The 21068-nt window shown below is 71.9% G+C and carries 19 protein-coding genes; 6 read left to right on the forward strand and 13 right to left on the reverse strand.

Annotation, left to right across the window (positions count from 1 at the left end; all coding sequences use genetic code 11):
• The first annotated feature begins 216 nt into the window (after positions 1 to 216).
• On the forward strand, positions 217 to 1863 hold the full coding sequence (locus tag ACFT32_RS22605; RefSeq protein ID WP_382492009.1) for a protein kinase: 1647 nt from the start codon (positions 217 to 219) through the stop codon (positions 1861 to 1863).
• A gap of 80 nt (positions 1864 to 1943) precedes the next feature.
• Here the strand turns inward: ACFT32_RS22605 and ACFT32_RS22610 are convergent, their stop codons facing one another.
• The gene (locus ACFT32_RS22610; protein ID WP_382492011.1) at positions 1944 to 2486 is read right to left on the reverse strand and encodes a bacterial proteasome activator family protein; all 543 of its coding nucleotides are present in this window, start codon (positions 2484 to 2486) and stop codon (positions 1944 to 1946) included.
• A gap of 249 nt (positions 2487 to 2735) precedes the next feature.
• On the opposite strand from ACFT32_RS22610, the gene ACFT32_RS22615 reads away from it, so the two are divergent.
• On the forward strand, positions 2736 to 3239 hold the full coding sequence (locus ACFT32_RS22615; protein WP_382492013.1) for a hypothetical protein: 504 nt from the start codon (positions 2736 to 2738) through the stop codon (positions 3237 to 3239).
• 277 nt (positions 3240 to 3516) lie between these two features.
• On the opposite strand, the gene ACFT32_RS22620 is transcribed toward ACFT32_RS22615, so the two are convergent.
• Entirely contained in the window at positions 3517 to 4506 is a 990-nt protein-coding gene (locus ACFT32_RS22620; RefSeq protein WP_382492016.1) for an NAD(P)H-quinone oxidoreductase, read from the reverse strand.
• A gap of 171 nt (positions 4507 to 4677) precedes the next feature.
• Here ACFT32_RS22620 and ACFT32_RS22625 point away from each other — a divergent pair, with 171 nt between their 5' ends.
• Both ACFT32_RS22625 and ACFT32_RS22630 read left to right on the forward strand, forming a co-directional pair.
• Positions 4678 to 5712 (forward strand): ATP-binding cassette domain-containing protein, encoded by a 1035-nt coding sequence (locus ACFT32_RS22625; protein ID WP_382492019.1) that lies wholly within the window; start codon positions 4678 to 4680, stop codon positions 5710 to 5712.
• Positions 5709 to 6557 carry an ABC transporter permease gene (locus ACFT32_RS22630; protein WP_382492022.1) on the forward strand — a complete coding sequence of 283 codons (849 nt, stop codon included), beginning with the start codon at positions 5709 to 5711 and terminating at the stop codon, positions 6555 to 6557. The genes ACFT32_RS22625 and ACFT32_RS22630 overlap by 4 nt, the downstream gene beginning before the upstream one ends.
• A 7-nt stretch (positions 6558 to 6564) precedes the next feature.
• Here the strand turns inward: ACFT32_RS22630 and ACFT32_RS22635 are convergent, their stop codons facing one another.
• From ACFT32_RS22635 to pdhA, 6 genes are all read right to left on the reverse strand, one after another.
• A complete protein-coding gene (locus tag ACFT32_RS22635; protein ID WP_382492025.1) occupies positions 6565 to 7671 on the reverse strand; it encodes a potassium channel family protein in 1107 nt (368 codons plus the stop codon).
• Positions 7668 to 9038: a molybdopterin molybdotransferase MoeA gene (locus ACFT32_RS22640; RefSeq protein WP_382492026.1), complete on the reverse strand. Its 1371-nt coding sequence runs from the start codon at positions 9036 to 9038 to the stop codon at positions 7668 to 7670. The genes ACFT32_RS22635 and ACFT32_RS22640 overlap by 4 nt, the downstream gene beginning before the upstream one ends.
• Positions 9035 to 10015, reverse strand: coding sequence for an NTP transferase domain-containing protein (locus tag ACFT32_RS22645; RefSeq protein ID WP_382492029.1), 981 nt, complete (start codon positions 10013 to 10015; stop codon positions 9035 to 9037). Before ACFT32_RS22645 ends, ACFT32_RS22640 begins: the two co-directional genes overlap by 4 nt.
• An 85-nt stretch (positions 10016 to 10100) precedes the next feature.
• Complete coding sequence (locus ACFT32_RS22650; protein ID WP_382492032.1) at positions 10101 to 11426, reverse strand: dihydrolipoamide acetyltransferase family protein; 1326 nt, start codon at positions 11424 to 11426, stop codon at positions 10101 to 10103.
• Positions 11426 to 12430, reverse strand: a complete 1005-nt coding sequence (locus tag ACFT32_RS22655) for an alpha-ketoacid dehydrogenase subunit beta (protein WP_382492034.1) — start codon at positions 12428 to 12430, stop codon at positions 11426 to 11428. The genes ACFT32_RS22650 and ACFT32_RS22655 overlap by 1 nt, the downstream gene beginning before the upstream one ends.
• Positions 12427 to 13572, reverse strand: coding sequence for a pyruvate dehydrogenase (acetyl-transferring) E1 component subunit alpha (gene pdhA, locus ACFT32_RS22660; protein ID WP_382492037.1), 1146 nt, complete (start codon positions 13570 to 13572; stop codon positions 12427 to 12429). The genes ACFT32_RS22655 and pdhA overlap by 4 nt, the downstream gene beginning before the upstream one ends.
• Before the next feature lie 190 nt (positions 13573 to 13762).
• Between pdhA and ACFT32_RS22665 the strand changes: the two genes are divergently transcribed.
• A complete protein-coding gene (locus tag ACFT32_RS22665) occupies positions 13763 to 14248 on the forward strand; it encodes an Lrp/AsnC family transcriptional regulator (protein ID WP_382492738.1) in 486 nt (161 codons plus the stop codon).
• A gap of 3 nt (positions 14249 to 14251) precedes the next feature.
• On the opposite strand, the gene ACFT32_RS22670 is transcribed toward ACFT32_RS22665, so the two are convergent.
• Together ACFT32_RS22670 and ACFT32_RS22675 are read right to left on the reverse strand one after the other, a co-directional pair.
• Positions 14252 to 14842, reverse strand: coding sequence for a TetR/AcrR family transcriptional regulator (locus tag ACFT32_RS22670; protein WP_382492040.1), 591 nt, complete (start codon positions 14840 to 14842; stop codon positions 14252 to 14254).
• Positions 14839 to 16356, reverse strand: coding sequence for a 3-hydroxyacyl-CoA dehydrogenase (locus ACFT32_RS22675; RefSeq protein WP_382492043.1), 1518 nt, complete (start codon positions 16354 to 16356; stop codon positions 14839 to 14841). Before ACFT32_RS22675 ends, ACFT32_RS22670 begins: the two co-directional genes overlap by 4 nt.
• Before the next feature lie 160 nt (positions 16357 to 16516).
• Between ACFT32_RS22675 and paaN the strand changes: the two genes are divergently transcribed.
• Positions 16517 to 18208 (forward strand): phenylacetic acid degradation protein PaaN, encoded by a 1692-nt coding sequence (gene paaN / locus ACFT32_RS22680; protein WP_382492046.1) that lies wholly within the window; start codon positions 16517 to 16519, stop codon positions 18206 to 18208.
• On the opposite strand, the gene ACFT32_RS22685 is transcribed toward paaN, so the two are convergent.
• Genes ACFT32_RS22685 through ACFT32_RS22695 form a run of 3 tightly spaced genes read right to left on the reverse strand, consistent with a single transcriptional unit; the run spans position 18205 to position 20911 of the window.
• Positions 18205 to 18945 (reverse strand): TrmH family RNA methyltransferase, encoded by a 741-nt coding sequence (locus ACFT32_RS22685; RefSeq protein WP_382492049.1) that lies wholly within the window; start codon positions 18943 to 18945, stop codon positions 18205 to 18207. The genes paaN and ACFT32_RS22685 overlap by 4 nt on opposite strands.
• On the reverse strand, positions 18942 to 20159 hold the full coding sequence (locus ACFT32_RS22690) for an HTTM domain-containing protein (protein WP_382492052.1): 1218 nt from the start codon (positions 20157 to 20159) through the stop codon (positions 18942 to 18944). The genes ACFT32_RS22685 and ACFT32_RS22690 overlap by 4 nt, the downstream gene beginning before the upstream one ends.
• Positions 20156 to 20911, reverse strand: coding sequence for a DUF5819 family protein (locus ACFT32_RS22695; RefSeq protein WP_382492740.1), 756 nt, complete (start codon positions 20909 to 20911; stop codon positions 20156 to 20158). The genes ACFT32_RS22690 and ACFT32_RS22695 overlap by 4 nt, the downstream gene beginning before the upstream one ends.
• Between the last annotated feature and the right edge of the window lie 157 nt (positions 20912 to 21068).

Below are 21068 nucleotides of genomic sequence, written 5' to 3' on the forward strand. Positions count from 1 at the left end.
CTCAGCACTCTCGTGCAAATTCTGTGTACCGGCCGCACGTCCCCGGTAACGCTTCCGCGACGCTTCTTTCGCGTACGGTCACGGAACGGGCACCGAGCTTGACGTGTCCGTGCCCTGGGGCAGACTTGGCCGGGAATGACGGTTTGGATCAACGACGGATCAGACGGATCAGCGGCAGTCGGCAGCTCCTCGGGGAGCCACGGGGGACACGAAAACATGAGCCAGGACGGCGCACAGGGCCAGTACACGGGGCGGGCGCTCGCCAGTGGCCGCTATCAGCTGCGTGACCTCCTCGGCCAGGGCGGCATGGCCTCGGTGCACCTCGCGTACGACAGCGTGCTCGACCGGCAGGTCGCGATCAAGACACTTCACACCGAGCTCGGCCGCGAACAGGCCTTCCGCGAGCGGTTCCGCCGCGAGGCCCAGTCCGTGGCCAAGCTCACGCACACCAACATCGTCTCGGTCTTCGACACCGGCGAGGACAGCCTCGACGGCATGACGACTCCGTACATCGTCATGGAGTACGTCGAGGGCCGCCCGCTCGGCTCGGTCCTCGACGAGGACGTACGGCAGCAGGGCGCGATGCCCGCCGACAAGGCGCTGAAGATCACGGCGGATGTGCTGGCCGCGCTGGAGATCAGCCACGAGATGGGCCTGGTCCACCGCGACATCAAGCCGGGCAACGTGATGATGACCAAGCGCGGTGTGGTCAAGGTCATGGACTTCGGCATCGCCCGCGCCATGCAGTCCGGTGTGACGTCGATGACGCAGACCGGCATGGTCGTCGGCACCCCGCAGTACCTCTCGCCGGAACAGGCCCTCGGCCGCGGTGTGGACGCCCGCTCCGACCTGTACTCGGTCGGCATCATGCTGTTCCAACTGGTCACCGGGCGGCTGCCCTTCGAGGCGGACTCGCCGCTGGCCATCGCGTATGCACACGTCCAGGAGGAGCCGCCGGTTCCGTCCACGATCAACCGTGCGCTGCCGCCGGCCGTGGACGCGCTGATCGCCCGGGCGCTGAAGAAGAATCCGAACGAGCGTTTCCCCAGCTCCGAGACCATGCGCGACGAGTGCCTGCGGGTGGCGGCGTCCTTCCACGCCGCTCCGCCGAGCATCGTCCCGGGCACGCAGGCGCCGAGCGGCGCGGGCGTCGGCTCGGCCGTGTTCCCGCCGGTCGACCAGGCGAACCCGGCCGCCTCGGGCCAGGTCCAGACGCCGTACCAGCCGACGCCGCCCCCGAACCCGTACGGCACCCCGGCCCCGTCGGCGCCGTCCCCGGCCTACGGCTATCCGCAGCAGGGCGGCTACCAGACGCCGCACCCGGCCGCGTACTCCCCGCAGCCGGGCCCGTCGACCCCGCCGCCGTACAACCTCACGCCCCAGACCGCGCCCGCGGCGCAGGGCGGCGGCAAGAGCAACAAGCCGGTGATCATCGGCTCGGTCGTCGTGGCCGTGGTCGCGGTCGGCGGACTGGTCGCGGCCCTGCTGATGAACGGCGGCGGCGAGGACGACAAGGGCGGCGGGGGCAGCAGCGCGAGCGCCTCGGCCCCGGCGGCCAAGAAGCCCGGTTACCGGGGGCCGGACCCGACGAAGACGATCGACCCCGAGGAGTGCACGGAGCCGGAGGAGTCGTACAACGACCCCGACAAGATCCAGATCCCGGACTTCAAGTTCATGAACATCACGTCGGTCAAGTCCTGTGCCCAGGCGGCCGGCTGGCAGGTCAGCACCAAGAACGTGGACGAGAACACCTACGGCCAGGGCACGGTCATGAACCAGTTCCCGTCCAAGGGCACCGATGTCGACCCGGACGACATGCCGCTCATCGAGCTCAACGTCTCGACGGGCAACCCGCCGTCCTGACGCTCCGGACATTCCGGACATGAGGAAGGGCCCGGCGGCTTCGGCCGCGGGGCCCTTTGTGTTCGGGGGGTGTGCGGGACCTACAGGTACGGTCCGCCGGAACGGGCACCAGGTTGCTGGTCGTCGAGGCCCTCGTGGCCGACGCCCGGCGGGAGGGCGCGGCGCATCTGCTCCAGCTGGGCGCGGGCGGCCATCTGCTGGGCGAACAGCGTCGTCTGGATCCCGTGGAAGAGTCCCTCGAGCCAGCCGACCAGCTGGGCCTGCGCGATGCGCAGTTCCGCGTCGCTGGGGGTCGCCTCGTCCGTGAAGGGCAGGGAAAGCCGCTCCAGCTCCTCGACCAGCTCGGGCGCCAGACCGTCCTCCAGCTCCTTCACCGAGCTGGCGTGGATCTCCTTGAGCCGGACCCGGCTGGCCTCGTCCAGGGGCGCCACGCGCACTTCTTCGAGCAGCTGCTTGATCATGCTGCCGATCCGCATGACCTTGGCGGGCTGCTCCACCTGTTCCGTGACCGGGATCTCGCGGGAGTCCTCGTCTCCGCTGCCGCCCCCGAGCGCCATGCCGTCCTGGCCCACGACCAGGATCTGCGGGCTCTCCGGCGACCGTTCGTTTCTCGGCATCTCCATGTCGCCATTCTCTCGCACGCCTGCACCTCACCTCCGTGGTGCCCCCAAGGGAAGCTGATCCACCCTGTTTCGACAGACGTTTCGGCCGGGACCCGGGTTGCTCCCCGGAGGGTGGTTCCACCTCACGGGTGACACCCATCGGCCGAACCCGGAATGCCGGATCCCCGGGGGAATGTGAGGCTGATTGCCTTGAAATGACCGAACTTGCCGGGATTGCCCTACCGGGCACGGCGGGAGGGGGTCACCAACGTGACTCCATGGCTACGCGCACTGCGGGCGACCGTACTGGTGGTCGCCTTGGGGGCGGGTGCGGTCGTCTCACCCTGCGGAGCTGTTCGGGCCTACGGTTCCGTCTTCGCGTACGACACGGAGGCCGGGTCCGTCGGGGCCGTCGCCGCCCCCTCCGCCCGCGCAGCCCCGTCCGCGCCATCCGTGCCATCGGTGCCCGGCGAGCCCGGCGAGCCCTCGCGGGCCGGGACCCGGGCCGGTGAGGGGCGGGACCGGCCGGGGCGGCCGGAGGGGGCCGAGGAGGAGCGGGAGGCCCGTGAGGCCACCGCCGTGCCCGAGGCGTCCCGCGAGGAGGCCGTCCCCGTACCCTCCGCACCGACGGAGCCGCCCGTACGCGAGGCCGCGGCACAGGCAGACCGGTCTGTCGGGCCCGTGCTGCGGATCCTGCCGCTCGGCAGCGGGCTGGTACTGATCGGCATCGGCCTGGGCCTGGCATTCGTCGGCCTCCGGCTGAGACGCGCGTAAGGGACGCTGCCGGGCGCGGATGCGGGCAGGGCCTTCAGACGCCCTGCGGTCGCGCCGCGCCCGGACCGGCCTCGGGCGCCATCGGGCTGAGCCTCGTCCAAGGCCGCTTCCAGCCCTCTCGGGCGGCGAGCGGGCACGGGGCCGTTCTCAAGCGCCCCGGTCCGCACCGCGACCTGGGTCCGCACCGCGGCCTGAGGCCGTTCCAAGCACCCTCCGACCGCGGACGCGCCCGGGGCCGTTCTCAAACACCCCGGCCCGCACCGCGCCCGACGCCCTTTCAGGTGGTCTGTGGGGCGATCAGCAGGACCTTGCCGATGTGGCCGCTGTCCTCCACGACCTGGTGGGCGGTGGCGGCGTCGCTCATGGGGAGTTCCCGGTCGATGACCGGGCGCAGACGGCCGCCGGAGAGCAAGGGCCAGACGTGTTCGCGCACGGCCGCGACGATGGCCGCCTTCTCCTCCAGCGGCCGGGCCCGAAGGGACGTCGCGCTGATCGCGCCGCGCTTGGCGAGCAGCGCGCCGATGTTCAGCTCGCCCTTGACGCCGCCCTGCATGCCGATGATCGCGAGCCGGCCGTTGACCGCGAGGGCCTTGACGTTGCGCTCCAGGTACTTGGCGCCCATGTTGTCGAGGATGACGTCCGCACCGGCGCCGTCCGTGGCCTTCCTGACCTCTTCGACGAAGTCCTGCTCGCGGTAGTTGACCAGGATGTCGGCGCCCAGTTCGGCGCACCGGTCCAGCTTCTCCTTGGTACCCGCCGTGACGGCGACCCTGGCACCGACGGCCTTGGCGAGCTGGATCGCCATGGTGCCGATGCCGCTGGAGCCGCCGTGGACGAGGAGCGTCTCGCCGGGGCGCAGGTGGGCGATCATGAAGACGTTCGACCAGACGGTGCAGGTCACCTCGGGCAGTGCCGCGGCCTGCCGCAGTCCGACGCCCTCGGGCACGGGCAGCAGCTGTCCGGCCGGGACCACCACCTTCTCGGCGTAACCGCCGCCGGAGAGCAGCGCGCACACCTCGTCGCCCACGCTCCAGCCGGAGACGCCGGTGCCGATCCCGGCGATCCGCCCGGAGCACTCCAGGCCGGGGTAGGGGGGTGTGCCGGGCGGCGGGTCGTAGAAGCCCTGCCGCTGAAGGATGTCGGCCCGGTTGACGGCACCGGCCGCCACCTCGACCAGGACCTCGCCCTCGCCGGGCACGGGATCCGGGACCTCGTCCCAGACCAGCGCCTCGGGCCCACCGGGTTCGGGAATCGTGATCGCATACATGACTGGGACGGTACTCCTCGGTCGCCGGACGGAGTCCGCTCCTCCCCCGGTCGGTTCCCCCTCTACGTCATTGGTCCGGTTCTGGCGAAAATCCATATGCGGGACCGATGAGTTTGCGCGACCGTAAAGGTCTCCCCATGCGTAGCCCACGTACTCGGAAGGACCCGAAGCATGAGCACGCAGACGTCCGGCCTGGCGATCGAGACCGCGGGCCTGGTGAAGACGTTCGGCGAGACCAGGGCCGTCGACGGAGTCGACCTGTCCGTGCCCGCGGGCACGGTCTACGGCGTCCTCGGCCCGAACGGCGCCGGCAAGACCACCACCGTGAAGATGCTCGCCACACTCCTGCGGCCGGACGGCGGCGAAGCGCATGTCTTCGGCCACGACATCGTCCGTGAGGCGGACGAGGTGCGCGCCCGGGTGAGCCTCACCGGCCAGTACGCGTCGGTCGACGAGGACCTCACCGGCACCGAGAACCTGGTCCTGCTGGGCCGGCTGCTCGGCCACCACAAGAAGGCCGCCAGGGACCGCGCCGCCCAGCTCCTGGAGGCCTTCGGGCTCACGGAGGCCGCCGCGAAGCAGGTCAAGCACTACTCGGGCGGCATGCGGCGCCGGATCGACATCGCCGCGTCCATCCTCAGCACCCCCGACCTGCTGTTCCTCGACGAGCCGACCACCGGCCTCGATCCGCGCAGCCGCAACCAGGTGTGGGACATCGTGCGGGCCGTGGTCGCCCAGGGCACCACCGTGCTGCTGACCACGCAGTATCTGGACGAGGCCGACCAGCTGGCGTCCCGGATCGCCGTCATCGACCGCGGCCGGGTGATCGCCGAGGGCACCAAGGGCGAGCTGAAGTCGTCCGTCGGCGCCGGATCGGTCCATCTACGGCTGAGAGATCCGGATCAGCGGGTCCTCGCGGGCGAACTGCTGCGGCGGACCCTCGACGCGCAGGTGCAGCTGGACCACGACCCGGTGGCCCTGACCGCTCGCCTCGGTGCGGCGGCGAGCGACGACACCGCGGCCCAGCAGGCGTCCCGCGCGCTGAGCGAGCTGTCCACGGCCGGGATCACCGTCGACAACTTCTCACTGGGCCAGCCCAGCCTGGACGAGGTGTTCCTCGCCCTCACCGGGCACGACACGCACGCCCCGGACCGCCCGGCCGGCTCCGGTGCCTCCCACGACCCGAAGGACGAGGTGGCGGCATGAGCACCACGACGACCACCGAGGCCAAGGAACTCGCCCCGGTCAGCACCGAGTCCCTCGCGGCCCTGCTCATCGCCAAGGAGCGGCCGTCGCGGCCCAGCGCCCTGTCGGCATCGATGACCTTCGGCTGGCGGGCGATCCTCAAGATCAAGCACGTGCCGGAGCAGCTCTTCGACGTCACGGCGTTCCCGATCATGATGGTGCTGATGTACACGTACCTGTTCGGCGGGGCGCTGGCCGGCTCGCCGAAGGAGTACATCCAGTTCCTGCTGCCGGGCATCCTCGTGATGTCGGTCGTGATGATCACGATGTACACGGGTGTCTCGGTCAACACGGACATCGAGAAGGGCGTCTTCGACCGGTTCCGCACCCTGCCGATCTGGCGGCCGTCGACCATGGTCGGCTATCTGCTGGGCGACGCCCTGCGGTACACCATCGCGTCGGTCGTGATGCTCACCGTCGGCATGATCCTGGGCTACCGGCCGGACGGCGGGATCGCCGGTGTGCTCGCCGGGATCGCGCTGCTGGTGCTCTTCTCGTTCGCCTTCTCGTGGATCTGGACGATGTTCGGGCTGATGCTGCGCACCGAGAAGTCGGTGATGGGCGTCAGCATGATGGTGATCTTCCCGCTCACGTTCCTGTCCAACGTGTTCGTCGACCCCTCGACGATGCCGGGCTGGCTCCAGGCGTTCGTGAACAACAGCCCCATCACCCATCTGGCGTCGGCGGTGCGCGGCCTGATGGGCGGCGACTGGCCGGCCGACGAGGTCGCCTGGTCGCTGGGCTGGGCCGGACTGTTCGTGCTGGTCTTCGGCCCGATCACCATGCGGCTGTACAACCGGAAGTAACGCTCGGTCAGTTGCGGGGCATCGGTGGCATCGGACGGATGTCGGGGGCGACCTGTGTGGCCGGTGTCTTCCGCACGATCGTGATGAGCCGGTCGGTCAACTCCAGCCTCCCCACGGCCGGATCGTCGTAGCCGAGCACCCGGTGGCCACGTATGACACTGACCACCAGGTCGGCGACCTCGCGCGGGGTCTTGCCCACCTCGGCCTTGACGACCGGCCGTTCGACGATGTCGAGCCCGCTGCCCTGCTGGATGAGGTCCTCCATCACCATGCCGGCGGAGGGGCTGAGCACGGAGAGGCCCAGAAGGCGTCCGGCGGCGCTGGCGCTGGTGATGACCGCGTCGGCGCCGGACTGCTTGAGCAGCGGCGCGTTCTCCTCTTCCCGCACCGTGGCCACGATCTTCGCCCCGCGGTTGAGCTGCCGGGCCGTCAGCGCCACCAGGACCGCCGTGTCGTCGCGCTGGGTCGCGATGATGATCTGGCGTGCCTTGTGCACCTCGGCCCGCTTCAGCACCTCGCTGCGGGTCGCGTCCCCGACGATGCCCGCGTAGCCCTCCGCGGTCGCGGCGTCGACGACCTTGGAACTGGGGTCGACCACGACGACCTGTTCCTTCTTCAGGCCCGTCGCGCAGACGGTCCGGATCGCCGACCTGCCCTTCGTGCCGAAGCCGATGACGACGGTGTGATCGCGCAACGTGGACCTCCAGCGGGTCAGGCGCCACTCGTCCCGGGTGCGTTCGGTGAGGGCTTCGAGAGTGGTGCCGACCAGGATGATCAGAAACAGCACGCGCAGGGGCGTGATGACGAGGATGTTCGTGAGCCGGGCGGCATCGCTTGCGGGGGTGATGTCGCCGTAGCCCGTGGTGGAGAGGGTGACGGTCGCGTAGTAGAAGGAGTCGAGCAGGTCGACTCCGCCGCCCGCGTTGTCGTTGTAGCCGTCCCGGTCGGCGTAGACGATCAGCGCGGTCATCACGAGGACCACCAGCGCCATGGAGAGCCGCTTGAAGACCTGGCGGATCGGGTGCTCCACCACTTTCTTCGGGAGTTTCACCCGATGGGTCACCAGATGCTCGTCCGCCTGGCGGGCAATCGCGTCCTGGCCCGGAAGTTTCACGTGAAACACACCCCGATTCCTGCGGACGCCCAGGGCAGGTCGAGCAGTTCCGCCTCCTGCCCCGGACGGGCGCCGCCCGGGGGCACGACGGCCAGCGCGTCGGCCGCCGCGATACCGCGCAGCATGGCCGGGCCGTTGTAGTGCAGCGGCACGGCCTGGTCGCCGCGCAGGACGACGGGCACGAGCCGGGTGTCGTGCGGGTGCCCGTGCACGGCGTCCCTGAGCGGCAGCGTGTACGGCTCCGGGGCCGGGCGGGCCGCGAGGGTCCGCAGCAGCGGCTCGGCGAGCGTCAGCAGCCCGGAGACGGCGGCGAGCGGGTTGCCCGGCAGTCCGACGAGATGCTGGGTCTCCGTGATGCGGGCCAGCAGCATGGGGTGGCCGGGGCGCACCTTGACGCCGTCCACGAGGAGTTCGGCCCCGATACGGCGCAGGGTGGGGTGGACGTGGTCGACGGGTCCCGCGGCGGTGCCGCCGGTGGTGACGATGATGTCGGCGTCGGACCCGGTCACCGCCTTGCGCAAGGCGTAGGCGTCGTCGCGGACGCGTCGTACGACGGTGACCTCGGCGCCGAGCGCGCGCAGCCAGGGCGGCAGCATCGGGCCGAGCGCGTCGCGGATCAGTCCGTCGTGCGGCAGCCCTTCGGTGAGCAACTCGTCGCCGAGGACGAGGATTTCGGCGCGGGCCCGGGGGACGGCGGTGAGTGTGTCGTATCCGGCCGCCGCGGCGAGCCCGAGGACGGCCGGGGTGACGAGGGTGCCGACGGGCAGGAGCTGGTCGCCGGTGCGGCATTCCTGGCCCCGGGGCCGGATGTCCTGGCCGGGTGCGACGCCCCTGGTCGCGTGCAGACGGCCCTTGTCGTCGGTGTGGCCGTGCTCGCTGCGCAGGACGGCCGTGGTGTCCGCCGGGATGCGGGCGCCGGTGGCGATCCGCACGGCCTCGCCGTCGGTCAGGGGCGCCTGCGCGGTGTGCCCGGCCAGGACGCCCTCGTCCCGTACGTCCCAGGGGGCGAGCCCGCAGACCGCCCAGCCGTCCATCGCGGAGGTGTCGAAGGAGGGGAGGTCGGTGAGGGCGTCGAGGGGGGTGGCCAGGGTGAGGCCGAGTGCGGCGTCGAGCGGCACGGAGACGGGGTCGCGGCGGGCGGCCCGGGTCGCGCTCCGGGCGGCGCGCTCGGCGATGTCCCGGGCCTCCGGCCAGGGGGTTGCCCGGTGCCGGCCCTCCGGCTTCCGGGGTGTGCCGGTGCCGTCCTTCTCACCTCGTGCGGCCGGGTCGGGCAGGTGGGTGCCGTTGCTGTTGTTCACGAGGGCGAGCACCTCCTCGACGTCGAGGTCTTCGGCGTCCTCACCGGTGCGGGTGGAGCGCGGGGTCATCCGGCGTCCGGGCGGGTGTCGGGCGTCGCGTCGGGGGCGACGTCGGGCCGGTCCCCCGGGGCCTTCGGGGCTTCCGGAGCTCCAGGGGTGCTCTCCTCCGCCCAGCGGGCGGCGAGTGCCACGGCCTTGCGGGCGGCCTCGGCGACCGCCTCGGGGCCCCCGCCGGCCCGCGCGGCCGCATAGCCGACGAGGAAGGTGGTCAGCGGCGCGGCGGGCCTGGCCACACCGTGGGCGGCGTCGCGGGCGAGGTCGAGCAGCTCTTTCACATCGACGTCGAGGTCGATCCCCAGCTCGTCCTTGACCGCGGAAATCCATTCATCCAACACGTGCCCATGCTCCCTGATGCGTGCCCTGGCGGAGGCGATGTCGTCCCAGGTGTCGCAGTCGAAAGACGCGACGGGATCGGAGATGCGGGTGAGGTTCAGCTCGGCGGTGAGGCGCCGCAGGGGAAGACCCTGCGGACCGCCGTGCCGGTCGGCGAGGAGAGCGAGCGTCTCGCGCAGCCGCCGCGTGCGGTACGCGGCGACGAGCGGCTGGTCGCGGCCGTCGGGGTCGGTCAGCAGCACGCCGTCGGCGGCGCTCTCCCGCAGAGTGCTCAGCAGCCGGCCGACGGTCCGCTCCTGGAGGAACGGCAGGTCGGCGGAGAGCACCACGACGTGCTCCGCCGTGGTGTGCCGGAGCCCGGCGTCGAGCGCGGCGAGCGGTCCGCCGCCGGGCGGGTCCTCGCGGGCCCAGGTCACGGGCCGTGCCGTCGGCCGGGTCGCGGCCACGACGACGGTGGTGCGGGCGCCGTCGCACGCGGCGAGCACCCGGTCGAGCAGGGCCCGCCCGCCGACGCGCACCCCGGGTTTGTCCGCGCCCCCGAGGCGCCGGGCGGCGCCGCCGGCGAGCACGACGGCGTCGTAGGCGGCGGGGTCCGTCCCCTGCGCGGGGCCGGGGCCGACGCCGGGTTCACCGGGAGGCGCGTTCGCGGTCACCCCCCGAGTATGCGTGCCCCTGCGATCACATGGAACGCGGGGGAACCGACGCGATCACCGGGAACGGCCGCGCGCCGGAGTGGAATCACAGCGTCCGCAGCAGCACCGCCGGCTGTTCCACACAGTCCGCCACGTAACGCAGGAAGCCGCCCGCCGTGCCGCCGTCGCACACCCGGTGGTCGAAGGTGAGCGAGAGCTGGACGACCTGCCGCACCGCCAGCTCGCCCTCGTGCACCCAGGGCTTGGGGACGATGCGGCCGACGCCGAGCATGGCGGCCTCGGGGTGGTTGATGATCGGTGTGGAGCCGTCGACGCCGAAGACTCCGTAGTTGTTCAACGTGAAGGTCCCGCCGGTGAGTTCGCCGGGCGTCAGCCTCCCCGTCCGGCCCGACTCGGTCAGCCGGGCGAACTCCGCGGTCAGCGACTCGGCGTCCCGCGCGTGCGCGTCCCTGACCACCGGGACGACGAGGCCCCGGTCGGTCTGCGCCGCGAAGCCCAGATGCACGTGGTCGAACTGGACGACCTCCCTGGCCTGGGCGTCCACGGTGGAGTTGAGCTCGGGGAAACGGGCGAGGGCCGCGGTGCAGATCCGGGCCAGCAGGGCCAGGAGGGAGATCTTCGGCCCGCCTGCCGTGTTCATGGCCGTCCGTGCCCGCATGAGCTCAGTGGCGTCGGCGTCGACCCAGCAGGTCGCGTCGGGGATCTCGTGACGGCTGCGGGACAGCTTGTCGGCGACTGCACCGCGCATGCCCTTGAGGGGCGTACGGATCTCGCCCGGGGCGGCTGTCGTGGCAGGCCGGGGGGCGGGGGCCGCTGTCTCGGCGGGGCGGGGTGCGGCACGCAGGGCGTACTCCACGTCCGCCCGCAGGATCAGCCCGTCGGGCCCGGAGCCGGTCAGCTCCCGCAGGTCGAGGCCGTTCTGCCGGGCCAGCCTGCGGACCAGGGGCGAGATCACGGGGAGGGGGCCGTCCTCGGCCTCGGGGACACCCGCCCGCCCGTTGACCGCGGGAGCGGGGGCAGGGGCAGGGGCAGGGGCGGCACCGGCCCTCCGCTCCTGCCGCACCCTGCGTCGCCGCGCGGGTGCCTCGGAGGTGCCGTAGCCGACCAGGACGTTCCCCGAGTTCTCGGACCCGGCCGCTTCCGGACCGCCGCCGGACGGCGTCCGTTCCCCCACCGCCACCGTGATCAGCGGCGCCCCGACGGGCAGTTCCGTGCCCTCCTCGCCGAAGCGGGCCGTGACCACACCGCCGTAGGGGCAGGGCACCTCGACCATCGCCTTGGCCGTCTCGACCTCGACGACCGGCTGGTCGATGACGACCACGTCGCCGATCTCGACCAGCCAGCGCACGATCTCCGCCTCGGTGAGCCCCTCCCCGAGGTCGGGCAGCTTGAACTCCAACACCTGTGCCATCAGCTCTCGGCCTCCCACTGCAGACGCCCCACGGCGTCCAGGATCCGGTCCACACCGGGCAGGTGGTGGCGCTCCAGCATCGGCGGCGGATACGGGACGTCGAACCCGGCGACGCGCAGCACCGGCGCTTCCAGGTGGTGGAAGCAGCGCTCCGTGACCCGGGCCGCGATCTCACCGCCCGGGCCCCCGAAGGAACCCGACTCGTGGACGACGACCGCGCGTCCCGTCCGCCGCACCGAGGCGCACACCGTCTCGTCGTCGAACGGCACCAGGGAGCGCAGATCGACGACTTCGAGGTCCCAGCCCTCGGCCCGGGCCGCCTCGGCCGCCTCCATGCAGACGGGGACGGACGGCCCGTACGTGATGAGCGTGGCGCTCCGGCCCGAGCGCCGCACCACCGCGCGGCCTATCGGTTCAACGGGCGCCGGCTCCTCGGGGTTCCAGGAGGCCTTCGACCAGTACAGCCGCTTCGGCTCCAGGACGACGACCGGGTCGTCGGAGGCGATGGCGGCGCGCAGCAGGCCGTAGGCGTCGGCGACGGTGGCGGGTGTGACCACATGGAGTCCCGGAGTCGCCATGTAGTAGGCCTCGGAGGAGTCGCTGTGGTGCTCCACGCCTCCGATGCCGCCGCCGTAGGGGACGCGGATGGTGATCGGCAGGGGCATCCTGCCGCGGGTGCGGTTGCGCATGCGGGCCACGTGCGAGATGAGCTGCTCGAACGCCGGGTAGGCGAACGCGTCGAACTGCATCTCCACGACCGGCCTGAGGCCGTACATGGCCATGCCTACTGCGGTGCCGAGGATGCCCGCCTCGGCCAGCGGGGTGTCCGTGCAGCGGTCCTCGCCGAACTCCTTGGCGAGTCCGTCGGTGACGCGGAAGACGCCGCCGAGGGTGCCGACGTCCTCGCCCATGACGTGCACGGCGGGGTCGGCGGCCATGGCGTCGCGCAGGGCGCGCGTGAGGGCCTGCGCCATGGTGGCCGGTTTGACGGCGACGGTGGTCATCGGTGCGTGCCCCCGTCCGGCTCGGTCTCGGCCTCCAGCTCGGCCCGCAGCTGGTCCCGCTGCTCGCGCAGCTGGGGGGTGGGCTCGGCGTAGACGTGGGTGAAGAGGTCCATCGGGTCGAGCGCCGGGTCCTGGTTCATGTGCGCGCGCAGGTCGGCGGCCATCGCCTCGGCGGCGTCCCGTGCGGACTGTTTTCCGGCCTCGTCGAGCAGGCCGCGGTCGGTCAGCTCCCGCTCCAGCAGCTCGATCGGGTCGTGCTGGCGCCAGGTCTCGACCTCGGCGTCACCGCGGTAGCGGGTCGCGTCGTCGGCGTTGGTGTGGGCGTCGACGCGGTAGGTGATCGCCTCGACCAGGGTGGGACCGCCGCCGGCACGCGCGTGCCGTACGGCGTCGGAGAGCACCTCGTGCACGGCCGCGGCGTCGTTGCCGTCGACCAAGCGGCCGGGCATGCCGTAGCCGACGGCCTTGTGGGCCAGCGACGGGGCCGCGGTCTGCTTGGCGAGCGGGACGGAGATCGCGAAGCCGTTGTTCTGCACCAGGAAGACGACCGGGGCCTGCCAGACGGCGGCGAAGTTCAGCGCCTCGTGGAAGTCGCCCTCACTCGTGCCGCCGTCGCCGACCATGGCCAGCGCGACCACGTCGTCGCCCTTGAGGCGGGCGGCGTGCGCGAGGCCCACGGCGTGCGGCAGCTGCGTGGCCAGCGGGGTGCACAGGGGGGCGACCCGGTGCTCGTACGGGTCGTAGCCGGTGTGCCAGTCGCCGCGCAGCAGCGTGAGCGCCTCGACGGGATCCACCCCGCGGGCCACCACGGCGAGCGTGTCGCGGTAGCTCGGGAAGAGCCAGTCCCGCTCCTCCAGCACGAGCGCGGCGGCGATCTCGCAGGCCTCCTGGCCGGTGGTGGAGGGGTAGACGGCGAGGCGGCCCTGCTTGGTGAGGGCGGTGGCCTGCGCGTTGTAGCGGCGGCCGCGGACCAGCTGCGCGTACAGCGTCCGCAGCAGTTCCGGGTCGGCCTTCGCGGCGGCCTCGGTGCCGAGGACGCGGTACGGCTCGGCGTCGGGCAGCAGCGGCGCGGGATCCATGCGGGGCTGCCAGGCGGGCGGCGGGGTCGGCCGGTACGCGCCCCGCTGCTCCATGACCGTCATGACGGCACCTCCTCGTGGGAGCGGCTACGGGAGGCGGGTCGGCTGTGACCCGCCTCACCTACCGATTGTTCGGTCGACGGCACAATTTGGCTATGGGTGGCCCCAGGCTGTGGACAAACGGTTCTCCACAGCCTGTGATGGACGCAGTACGTCCATGGTAGGGAGGTCGGCGCAGGTGGCATCTGAACAAATGGCCGAAGGGCAGGACGCCGGCGCCGCACTGCCGCCGCCGCGGCCCCTGGACGCCATAGATCAGGACATCCTGCGCATGCTCCAGGCGGACGGCCGCGCCTCGATACGGTCGGTCGCCGAACGGGTCCATGTCTCGCGCGCCAACGCCTACGCCCGCATCAACCGGCTCGTCGAGGACGGTGTCATCCGCGGCTTCGGCGCCCGCGTCGACCATCAGCGGGCCGGTCAGGGGACGTCCGCGTACATCACGCTGAAGATCGTGCAGAACTCCTGGCGCACGGTGCGCGAGGAGCTCAGACAGCTGCCGGGCGCCTCTCACATCGCCCTGGTGGGCGGGGACTTCGACGTGCTGCTGCTGGTGCACGTGTCCGACAACCGGTCCCTGCGCGAACTGGTGCTGACCCGTCTCCAGGCGATTCCGCAGGTGCTCAGCACCCGCACGCTGCTGGTGTTCGAGGAGGAGGACCTGGAGCCGCAGGGCTGAAGCTCAGGAGTCCTTCCGGAGCCCTCCGAACGCCAGCCGCACCACCGCGTCGGCCACCTCGCGCTCGTTCATGCCGCGCCCGTCGGGCCGGTACCACTCCACGATCGAGTTGATCATTCCGAAGACCAGCCTGGTCACCAGCCGGACCTCTATGTCGCCGCGCACGTCCCCGTCCGCGGCCGCCGCCTTGATCAGGTCGGCCACCCGGTGATCGAAGTCGCGGCGTCGCTCCAGGGCCCACCGCTCGGTGTCCGTGTTGCCGCGCACCCGCAGCAGCAGGGTCACGTAGGGCAGCTCGGCTATGAGCACCTCGACCATGCGCCGTACGACGTACTCCAGGCGCTCGGCGGAGCGCCCCACGCGCGCGTGCTCCTCGTCGAGGATCCCGAAGAGGCCGTCCAGGGCCCGGCTCACGGCGCGGCGCAGCAGCTCCTCCTTGCCGGCGACATGGTGGTATATCGACGACTTGGAGATGCCCGCCGCCTTGGAGAGGTGCTCCATGGAGGTGCCGTCGTAGCCGCGCTCGTTGAACACCCGGACGGCGACGGACAGCAGGGTGTCCGGGGTGTACGTGTCGCGTTTGGCGGTGGTCATGATGCTGTGCCCTCCCGCTTGTCGGAGGCGTGGGCGTGGCGGTACAGCGCGAGGGACGGCGTGTAGCGGCCCGAGGGGTCGCGCAGGTGGAGGTCGTCCAGGAGCGCGTAGGCCCAGTAGCGGCCGAGTTTCCGGCTCCACTCGAAGGGGCCCAGGGGGTAGTTGACGCCGAGGCGCATCGCGGTGTCGATGTCCTCCTCGGTGGCCACGCCCTTGGCGACCGCGTCGTGCGCCAGGTCGATGATCCGCGCGACCGTGCGGGCGACGATCATGCCGGGGACATCGCCGATGAGGCTGACCCGCTTGCCCAGCGCCTGGAAGAGGCCGATGGCCTCGGCGAGGGTCCCCGGGGAGGTGTCCTGGGAGGCGGACAGGGCGATCCGGGTGGCCTTGCGGTAGTCGAGGGCGAGGTCGAAGTAGACGACGTCCCGGAACTCCACGGAGGTCTGCCCGTCGGCGAGGGCGAGCTGGCCGCCGCTCGGCAGCACCATGCGGGTGCCGTTGTCGTCGTCCTCGTCACGGACCGGGATGCCCGCCTCGCGGATCAGCGCGAGCAGGTCGGACGCCGGGCCCAGGTCGCCCTCGGCGACGACGTACGCGGGCGGCTGCCGCTTCTCCGCCGTGTCGGGCTCCGGGAGCTCGGCGCCGTCCTGGTGGTCGTACCAGCCCTGGCCGGTCTTGCGGCCCAGCCGGCCGGACTCGACCAGGCGCCGCTGGGCGAGGGACGGAGTGAAGCGCACGTCCTGGAAGAAGGACTGCCAGACGGAGTGCGTGACGGACTCGTTGACGTCCTGGCCGATCAGGTCGGTCAGCTCGAACGCGCCCATCCTGAAGCCGCCCGACTCGCGCAGCACGGCGTCGATGGTGGCCGGGTCGGCGCCCTGCGCCTCGTACACCGCGAAGGCCTCGGCGTAGAAGGGCCGGGCGATGCGGTTGACGATGAAGCCGGGGGTGTCCGCGCAGGCGACCGGCGTCTTGCCCCAGGCGCGGGCGGTCTCGTACGCGCGCGTGGCCGACGAGACGTCGGTGGCGAACCCGGAGACGACCTCGACCAGCGGCAGCAGCGGCGCCGGGTTGAAGAAGTGCAGGCCGACGAAGCGGCCGGGGGAGCGCAGGGCGCCGCCGATGGCCGTGACGGACAGGGACGAGGTGTTGGTGGCGAGCAGGCAGTCGTCGGCGACGATGCCCTCCAGCTCGCGGAACAGGTCCTGCTTGACGTCCAGCCGCTCCAGGACCGCCTCGAGGACCAGGGCGCAGTCCGCGAGCTCGGCGAGGGTCCCGGCGGGCAGCAGTCTGGCGCGGGCGGCGTCCCGGTCGGCGGCGGTGAGCCGTTCCTTCTCCACGAGCCGGTCCAGGCGCGCGCCGATCTCGTCGGCCGCCTCCCGGGCCCGCCCGGGAACGGTGTCGTACAGCCGTACGGGATGGCCCGCGACCAGCGCGACCTGGGCGATGCCCTGGCCCATGGTGCCGGTGCCGACGACGGCCACGGGGCTGCTGAGGTCGAGTGCTGTCATGTGCGCGATCCTCCCGCACGGGGTTTTCCACAGATGCGGCGGACCCCCTTGAGCCGACCGATCGTTCGGTTACTCTAGCTGTGTCCGAGTGTTCCTGCCCAGGTTTCTGCCCAGGTCATGAACTCGACGAAGAGTTCTTGAGACGAGGAGTTGGTCACCCATGACCGCCGCACTCTCGGCGCACGAGCTGATCGCCCGGCACCGGTCCACCCTCGACCAGGCGCTGGAAGCGATCCGCACGCGCGCGTACTGGTCCCCGCACCCCGAGCACCCCAAGGCCTACGGGGAGCACGGCAGCCTGGACGCGGCGGCGGGCAAGGCCGCCTTCGACGCCCTGCTCGGCTCCCGCCTCGACCTGGGCCAGCCCGGCACCGACGACTGGGTGGGCGGCGAGACGTCCCCGTACGGCGTCGACCTGGGCGTGACGTACCCGCACGCGGACCTCGACGTCCTGCTGCCCGCCATGAAGGCCGGACAGCGGGCCTGGCGGGACGCGGGCGCTGAGCAGCGCGCGGTGGTCTGCCTGGAGATCCTCAAGCGCATCAGCGACCGGACCCACGAGTTCGCGCACGCGGTCATGCACACCTCCGGCCAGGCCTTCATGATGGCGTTCCAGGCGGGCGGGCCGCACGCCCAGGACCGCGGCCTGGAGGCGGTGGCGTACGCGTACGTGGAGCAGGTGCGCACACCCGACAACGCCGAGTGGACCAAGCCGCAGGGCAAGCGCGACCCGCTGGCCATGACCAAGCAGTTCACCCCGGTCCCGCGCGGCATCGGCCTGGTGATCGGCTGCAACACCTTCCCGACGTGGAACGGCTACCCGGGCCTGTTCGCCTCCCTCGCCACGGGCAACGCGGTCCTGGTCAAGCCCCACCCGCGCGCGGTGCTGCCGCTCGCCCTCACGGTGCGGGTCGCGCGCGAGGTGCTCGCCGAGACGGGCTTCGACCCGAACCTGGTCGCGCTGGCCGCCGAGCGCCCCGGCGAGGGCATCGCCAAGACCCTGGCGACGCGCCCCGAGATCCGGATCATCGACTACACGGGCTCGACCGAGTTCGGCGACTGGCTGGAGGCCAACGCCCGCCAGGCGCAGGTGTACACGGAGAAGGCCGGCGTCAACACCGTCGTCGTGCACTCCACTGCCGACTACAAGGGCATGCTCTCCAACCTGGCGTTCTCGCTGTCCCTGTACAGCGGCCAGATGTGCACGACCCCGCAGAACCTGCTCGTCCCCCGGGAGGGCATCTCCACGGACCAGGGCCCCAAGTCCTACGACGAGGTGGTCGCCGACCTCGCCAAGTCGGTCGACGGCCTGCTCGGCGACGACGCCCGGGCGAACGCGCTGCTCGGTGCGATCGTCACCCCGGACGTGAAGGCCCGTCTTGAGGCCGCGGCGGGTCTCGGCGAGGTCGCCCTGGCGTCCCGGGAGATCACCAACCCCGACTTCCCGGGTGCGGTCGTGCGCACGCCGGTGATCGTGAAGCTGGACGGGGCCAAGCCGGACGACGAGGCCGCGTACATGAGCGAGTGCTTCGGGCCGGTGTCCTTCGCCGTCGCCGTCGATTCGCCCTCGGACGCGGTGGAGCTGCTGCGGCGGACCGTCCGCGAGAAGGGCGCGATGACCGTCGGGGCGTACACGAACGACCCGGAGGTCGAGCAGGACGTGCGGGAGGCCTGTCTGGAGGAGGCGGCGCAGTTGTCGCTGAACCTGACGGGCGGGGTGTATGTGAACCAGACGGCCGCGTTCTCCGACTTCCATGGGTCGGGAGGGAATCCGGCGGCGAGTGCGGCGCTGTGTGACGGGGCGTTCGTCGCCAACCGGTTCAGGGTGGTCGAGGTGCGGCGGGAGGCCTAGAAACTCCCGCAGCTCCAGTGATACAGCGTCATCGCCACACTCGTGGCCAGGTTGTAGCTGCTGACCTGCGGACGCATCGGCAGGGACAGCAAGTGGTCCGCACGGGCGCGTAGGTCCGTCGACAGGCCCGTGCGTTCCGAGCCGAACGCGAGGACGGCGTCGTCCGGGAGCTTGACGCCCCGGATGTCGTCGCCCTCGGGGTCGAGGGCGAACAGCGGGCCGGGCGGCAGGTCGGGGACCTCCAGCCGTTCCACCGCCGTCGCGAAGTGCAGGCCCGCCCCGCCGCGTACGACCGTCGGATGCCAGGGGTCGACCGTCCCGGTCGTCACCACGCCCGTCGCGCCGAAGCCGGCGGCCAGGCGGATCACCGCGCCCGCGTTGCCCAGGTTGCGCGGATTGTCGAGGACCACGACCGGGGTGGTGCGAGGCGTGTGCGCCAGCCGCGCGAGGTTGGACTCGCGGGAGGGGCGTACGGCCAGCGCTGCCACGGCGGTGGGGTGCGGGCGCGGCACGAACGACGCGTACGTCTCGTACGGCACCTCCGTGAGCAGCGCGCCCAGCGCGTCCCGTACGTCCGGGGCCAGCTCGTCGGCGAGGGCGAGTGCGGCCGCCCGGTCGGCGGTGACCGCCACCGGAACCTCGGCGCCGAACCGCACCGCGTGCTTGAGGGCGTGGAAGCCGTCGAGCAGGACGGCGCTGCCGGCGAACCGGTGCCAGACGGTGACGGGGTCGGTCATGCCCCGAAGCCTACGTGCGTGGCCTGGGAATTCTCGGGGGTGTGCTGCTCGGGCACCGGCACGCGCCGGCCGCGCCGGCGCAGCAGCCGGTCACGCGCACGGGCCGACCAGCCTCCCAGGCGGCGCAGGAAGGACGTCGGCAGGAACACCGCGTCCGCAGCGATCATCGCCAGCGAGAAGAACGGCAGGCCCAGAACGACGGCGATCACGGCGTGCTCGGTGATCATGAGCGCCAGCAGGACGTTCTTCACCCGCCGGTTGAACAGCGTGAACGGGAAGGCGACCTGCACGAGGACCGTCCCGTAGGTCACGAGCATCACCATCGTGCCGCTGGAGGACAGCAGGTCGGCGAGGGCGGGCCAGGGCGAGAAGTACTCCAGGTGGAGCGGGTAGTAGACGGCGGTGCCGTCCTGCCAGCGGGAGCCCTGGATCTTGTACCAGCCGGCCGTCGCGTAGATCAGGCATGCCTCGGCCATGATCACGAGCAGGGCCCCGTTGTGCACGATGTTGGCGACGACGTCGAGCAGGATCCGCGGCTCGCCGGTCTTCACGCGGCGCCCGACCAGCCACCACAGGGCCTGCGCCGCCCACACGGTCCACAGCAGCACGGGTATCAGCAGGTCGTCGCCGTCCATCCGGCCGGCCAGGGTCGCCGCGAGCAGCACGGCCCCGAGTACCCCCCACAGGACCGGGCCGGTCCGGTCCCCGGCCCGTTCGCCCCGCGCTCGGGCGTCCCGGGCGCTCGAGGCCCGCCGGGCGTCCAGCGACCACACCTGGGCGCAGCGTGTGAAGACCAGGTAGATCGACATCAAGTGCAGCACGTTGTCGCCGCCGTCGCCCATGAAGACGCTGCGGTTCTGCAACGACAGCACGCCGGCCATGAACAGCACCGACATGGTGCGGGTGCGCCAGCCCAGCAGCAGCAGGGCACTGGACAGGATCGCGAGCGCGTAGACGAGCTCGAACCAGATCCGGCCGTCCGACCACATCAGGGTGGTGAAGGCCTTGTTGGTCCCGATCAGCTGCTCGGCGAGACCCCAGCTCCAGGGCCCGTCGGGACCGTAGAGCTCATGGCGGTGGGGCAGCTCGCGCAGCAGGAACAGCAGCCAGGTCGCGCTGAAGCCGATGCGGATCACGGCCGTCTGGTACGGGCCGAGGGCGGCCTCGGTGACACGGGCGATGCCGCGCGAGACGGCCAGGGAGAAGCCGTTCACCGCATGCCTCCCCGGGCCTCGTCCCGCGGCACCGGCCACCAGGGCAGCTCGCGGTAGGCCGGCGTCATGGAGACCTTCTCCCGGCTCCACTCGGGCGGGGGCACATTGGTGGTGCGGGAGCGGACCTGGACGCGCTCGATGACAGCGCCGTCCCCGGCCGAGGCGCCCGCCGCGTCGTCGCGGTCGAGGCGCAGCACCACGATCCGGCGCAGATACGACTCGGAGAGTGACCCGCGCAGGCCGACCGGGCGGCTCTCGCTGTCGTGCGTCGCGGTGAAGAAGTCCCAGGCCCGGCGCAGCTCGTTCTGCTGGGTGTGGCTGGGCAGCAGATTGCCGTCGATGGCCCGGCCGTCCTCGGCGGACAGGTCGTACCAGCCGGTGCTCAGCTTGTCGCCGTCCGCGCCGCGGACCTCGGCGCGGGCCTGGATCGAGATGTCCTGCTGGAGCGGGTTCGGGGCGAAGAGCTTCCAGTTCTGCTCGAACTCCGGATAGATCCAGTCGTCCACGGCCCGGCCGTGCTCCTTCGTGACCGTGTTCGCCGGCGCGACGTGCAGGAACGTCATCGCGATATGCACACAGACCCCGATCGCGACGACGGCGAGCGCCACCGCGACACCGATCTGATACGGGAGGGACAGCGATGCGATGCCGGAGCGGGGCGGGTCGGGCGGACCCGGCTCGGCGAGCCCGGACGGGCCGGGCGGGCCCTCCGGCCCGTGCCGGGCGTTCGAGCCCTCGTCGTACGCGTCCAATTCCGCCCCGTTCCAGATCCCGGTCCGTGGTACCGCCCGCACACCACCGCGCGGCGTCGGCACGGGCACGGTACTCAGGCCGCCCACCCCGGCACAGCCCCTGTCCGCCGGTCCCGGCCGTGGCAGTCGCCACACCACGGAAGCCGACCACGCGGAC

The organism is Streptomyces sp. NPDC057002 (genome assembly GCF_042673825.1).
In the GTDB taxonomy this organism is placed as follows: Bacteria; Actinomycetota; Actinomycetes; order Streptomycetales; family Streptomycetaceae; genus Streptomyces.

Excerpts from the sequence above, each read along its gene's own strand:
- ACFT32_RS22605 (WP_382492009.1), top strand. The coding sequence starts at position 217 with ATGAGCCAGGACGGCGCACAGGGCCAGTACACGGGGCGGGCGCTCGCC.
- ACFT32_RS22610 (WP_382492011.1), bottom strand. The coding sequence starts at position 2,486 with ATGGAGATGCCGAGAAACGAACGGTCGCCGGAGAGCCCGCAGATCCTG.
- ACFT32_RS22620 (WP_382492016.1), bottom strand. The coding sequence starts at position 4,506 with ATGTATGCGATCACGATTCCCGAACCCGGTGGGCCCGAGGCGCTGGTC.
- ACFT32_RS22625 (WP_382492019.1), top strand. The coding sequence starts at position 4,678 with ATGAGCACGCAGACGTCCGGCCTGGCGATCGAGACCGCGGGCCTGGTG.
- ACFT32_RS22630 (WP_382492022.1), top strand. The coding sequence starts at position 5,709 with ATGAGCACCACGACGACCACCGAGGCCAAGGAACTCGCCCCGGTCAGC.
- ACFT32_RS22640 (WP_382492026.1), bottom strand. The coding sequence starts at position 9,038 with ATGACCCCGCGCTCCACCCGCACCGGTGAGGACGCCGAAGACCTCGAC.
- ACFT32_RS22650 (WP_382492032.1), bottom strand. The coding sequence starts at position 11,426 with ATGGCACAGGTGTTGGAGTTCAAGCTGCCCGACCTCGGGGAGGGGCTC.
- ACFT32_RS22655 (WP_382492034.1), bottom strand. The coding sequence starts at position 12,430 with ATGACCACCGTCGCCGTCAAACCGGCCACCATGGCGCAGGCCCTCACG.
- pdhA (WP_382492037.1), bottom strand. The coding sequence starts at position 13,572 with ATGACGGTCATGGAGCAGCGGGGCGCGTACCGGCCGACCCCGCCGCCC.
- ACFT32_RS22665 (WP_382492738.1), top strand. The coding sequence starts at position 13,763 with ATGGCCGAAGGGCAGGACGCCGGCGCCGCACTGCCGCCGCCGCGGCCC.
- ACFT32_RS22670 (WP_382492040.1), bottom strand. The coding sequence starts at position 14,842 with ATGACCACCGCCAAACGCGACACGTACACCCCGGACACCCTGCTGTCC.
- ACFT32_RS22675 (WP_382492043.1), bottom strand. The coding sequence starts at position 16,356 with ATGACAGCACTCGACCTCAGCAGCCCCGTGGCCGTCGTCGGCACCGGC.
- paaN (WP_382492046.1), top strand. The coding sequence starts at position 16,517 with ATGACCGCCGCACTCTCGGCGCACGAGCTGATCGCCCGGCACCGGTCC.
- ACFT32_RS22685 (WP_382492049.1), bottom strand. The coding sequence starts at position 18,945 with ATGACCGACCCCGTCACCGTCTGGCACCGGTTCGCCGGCAGCGCCGTC.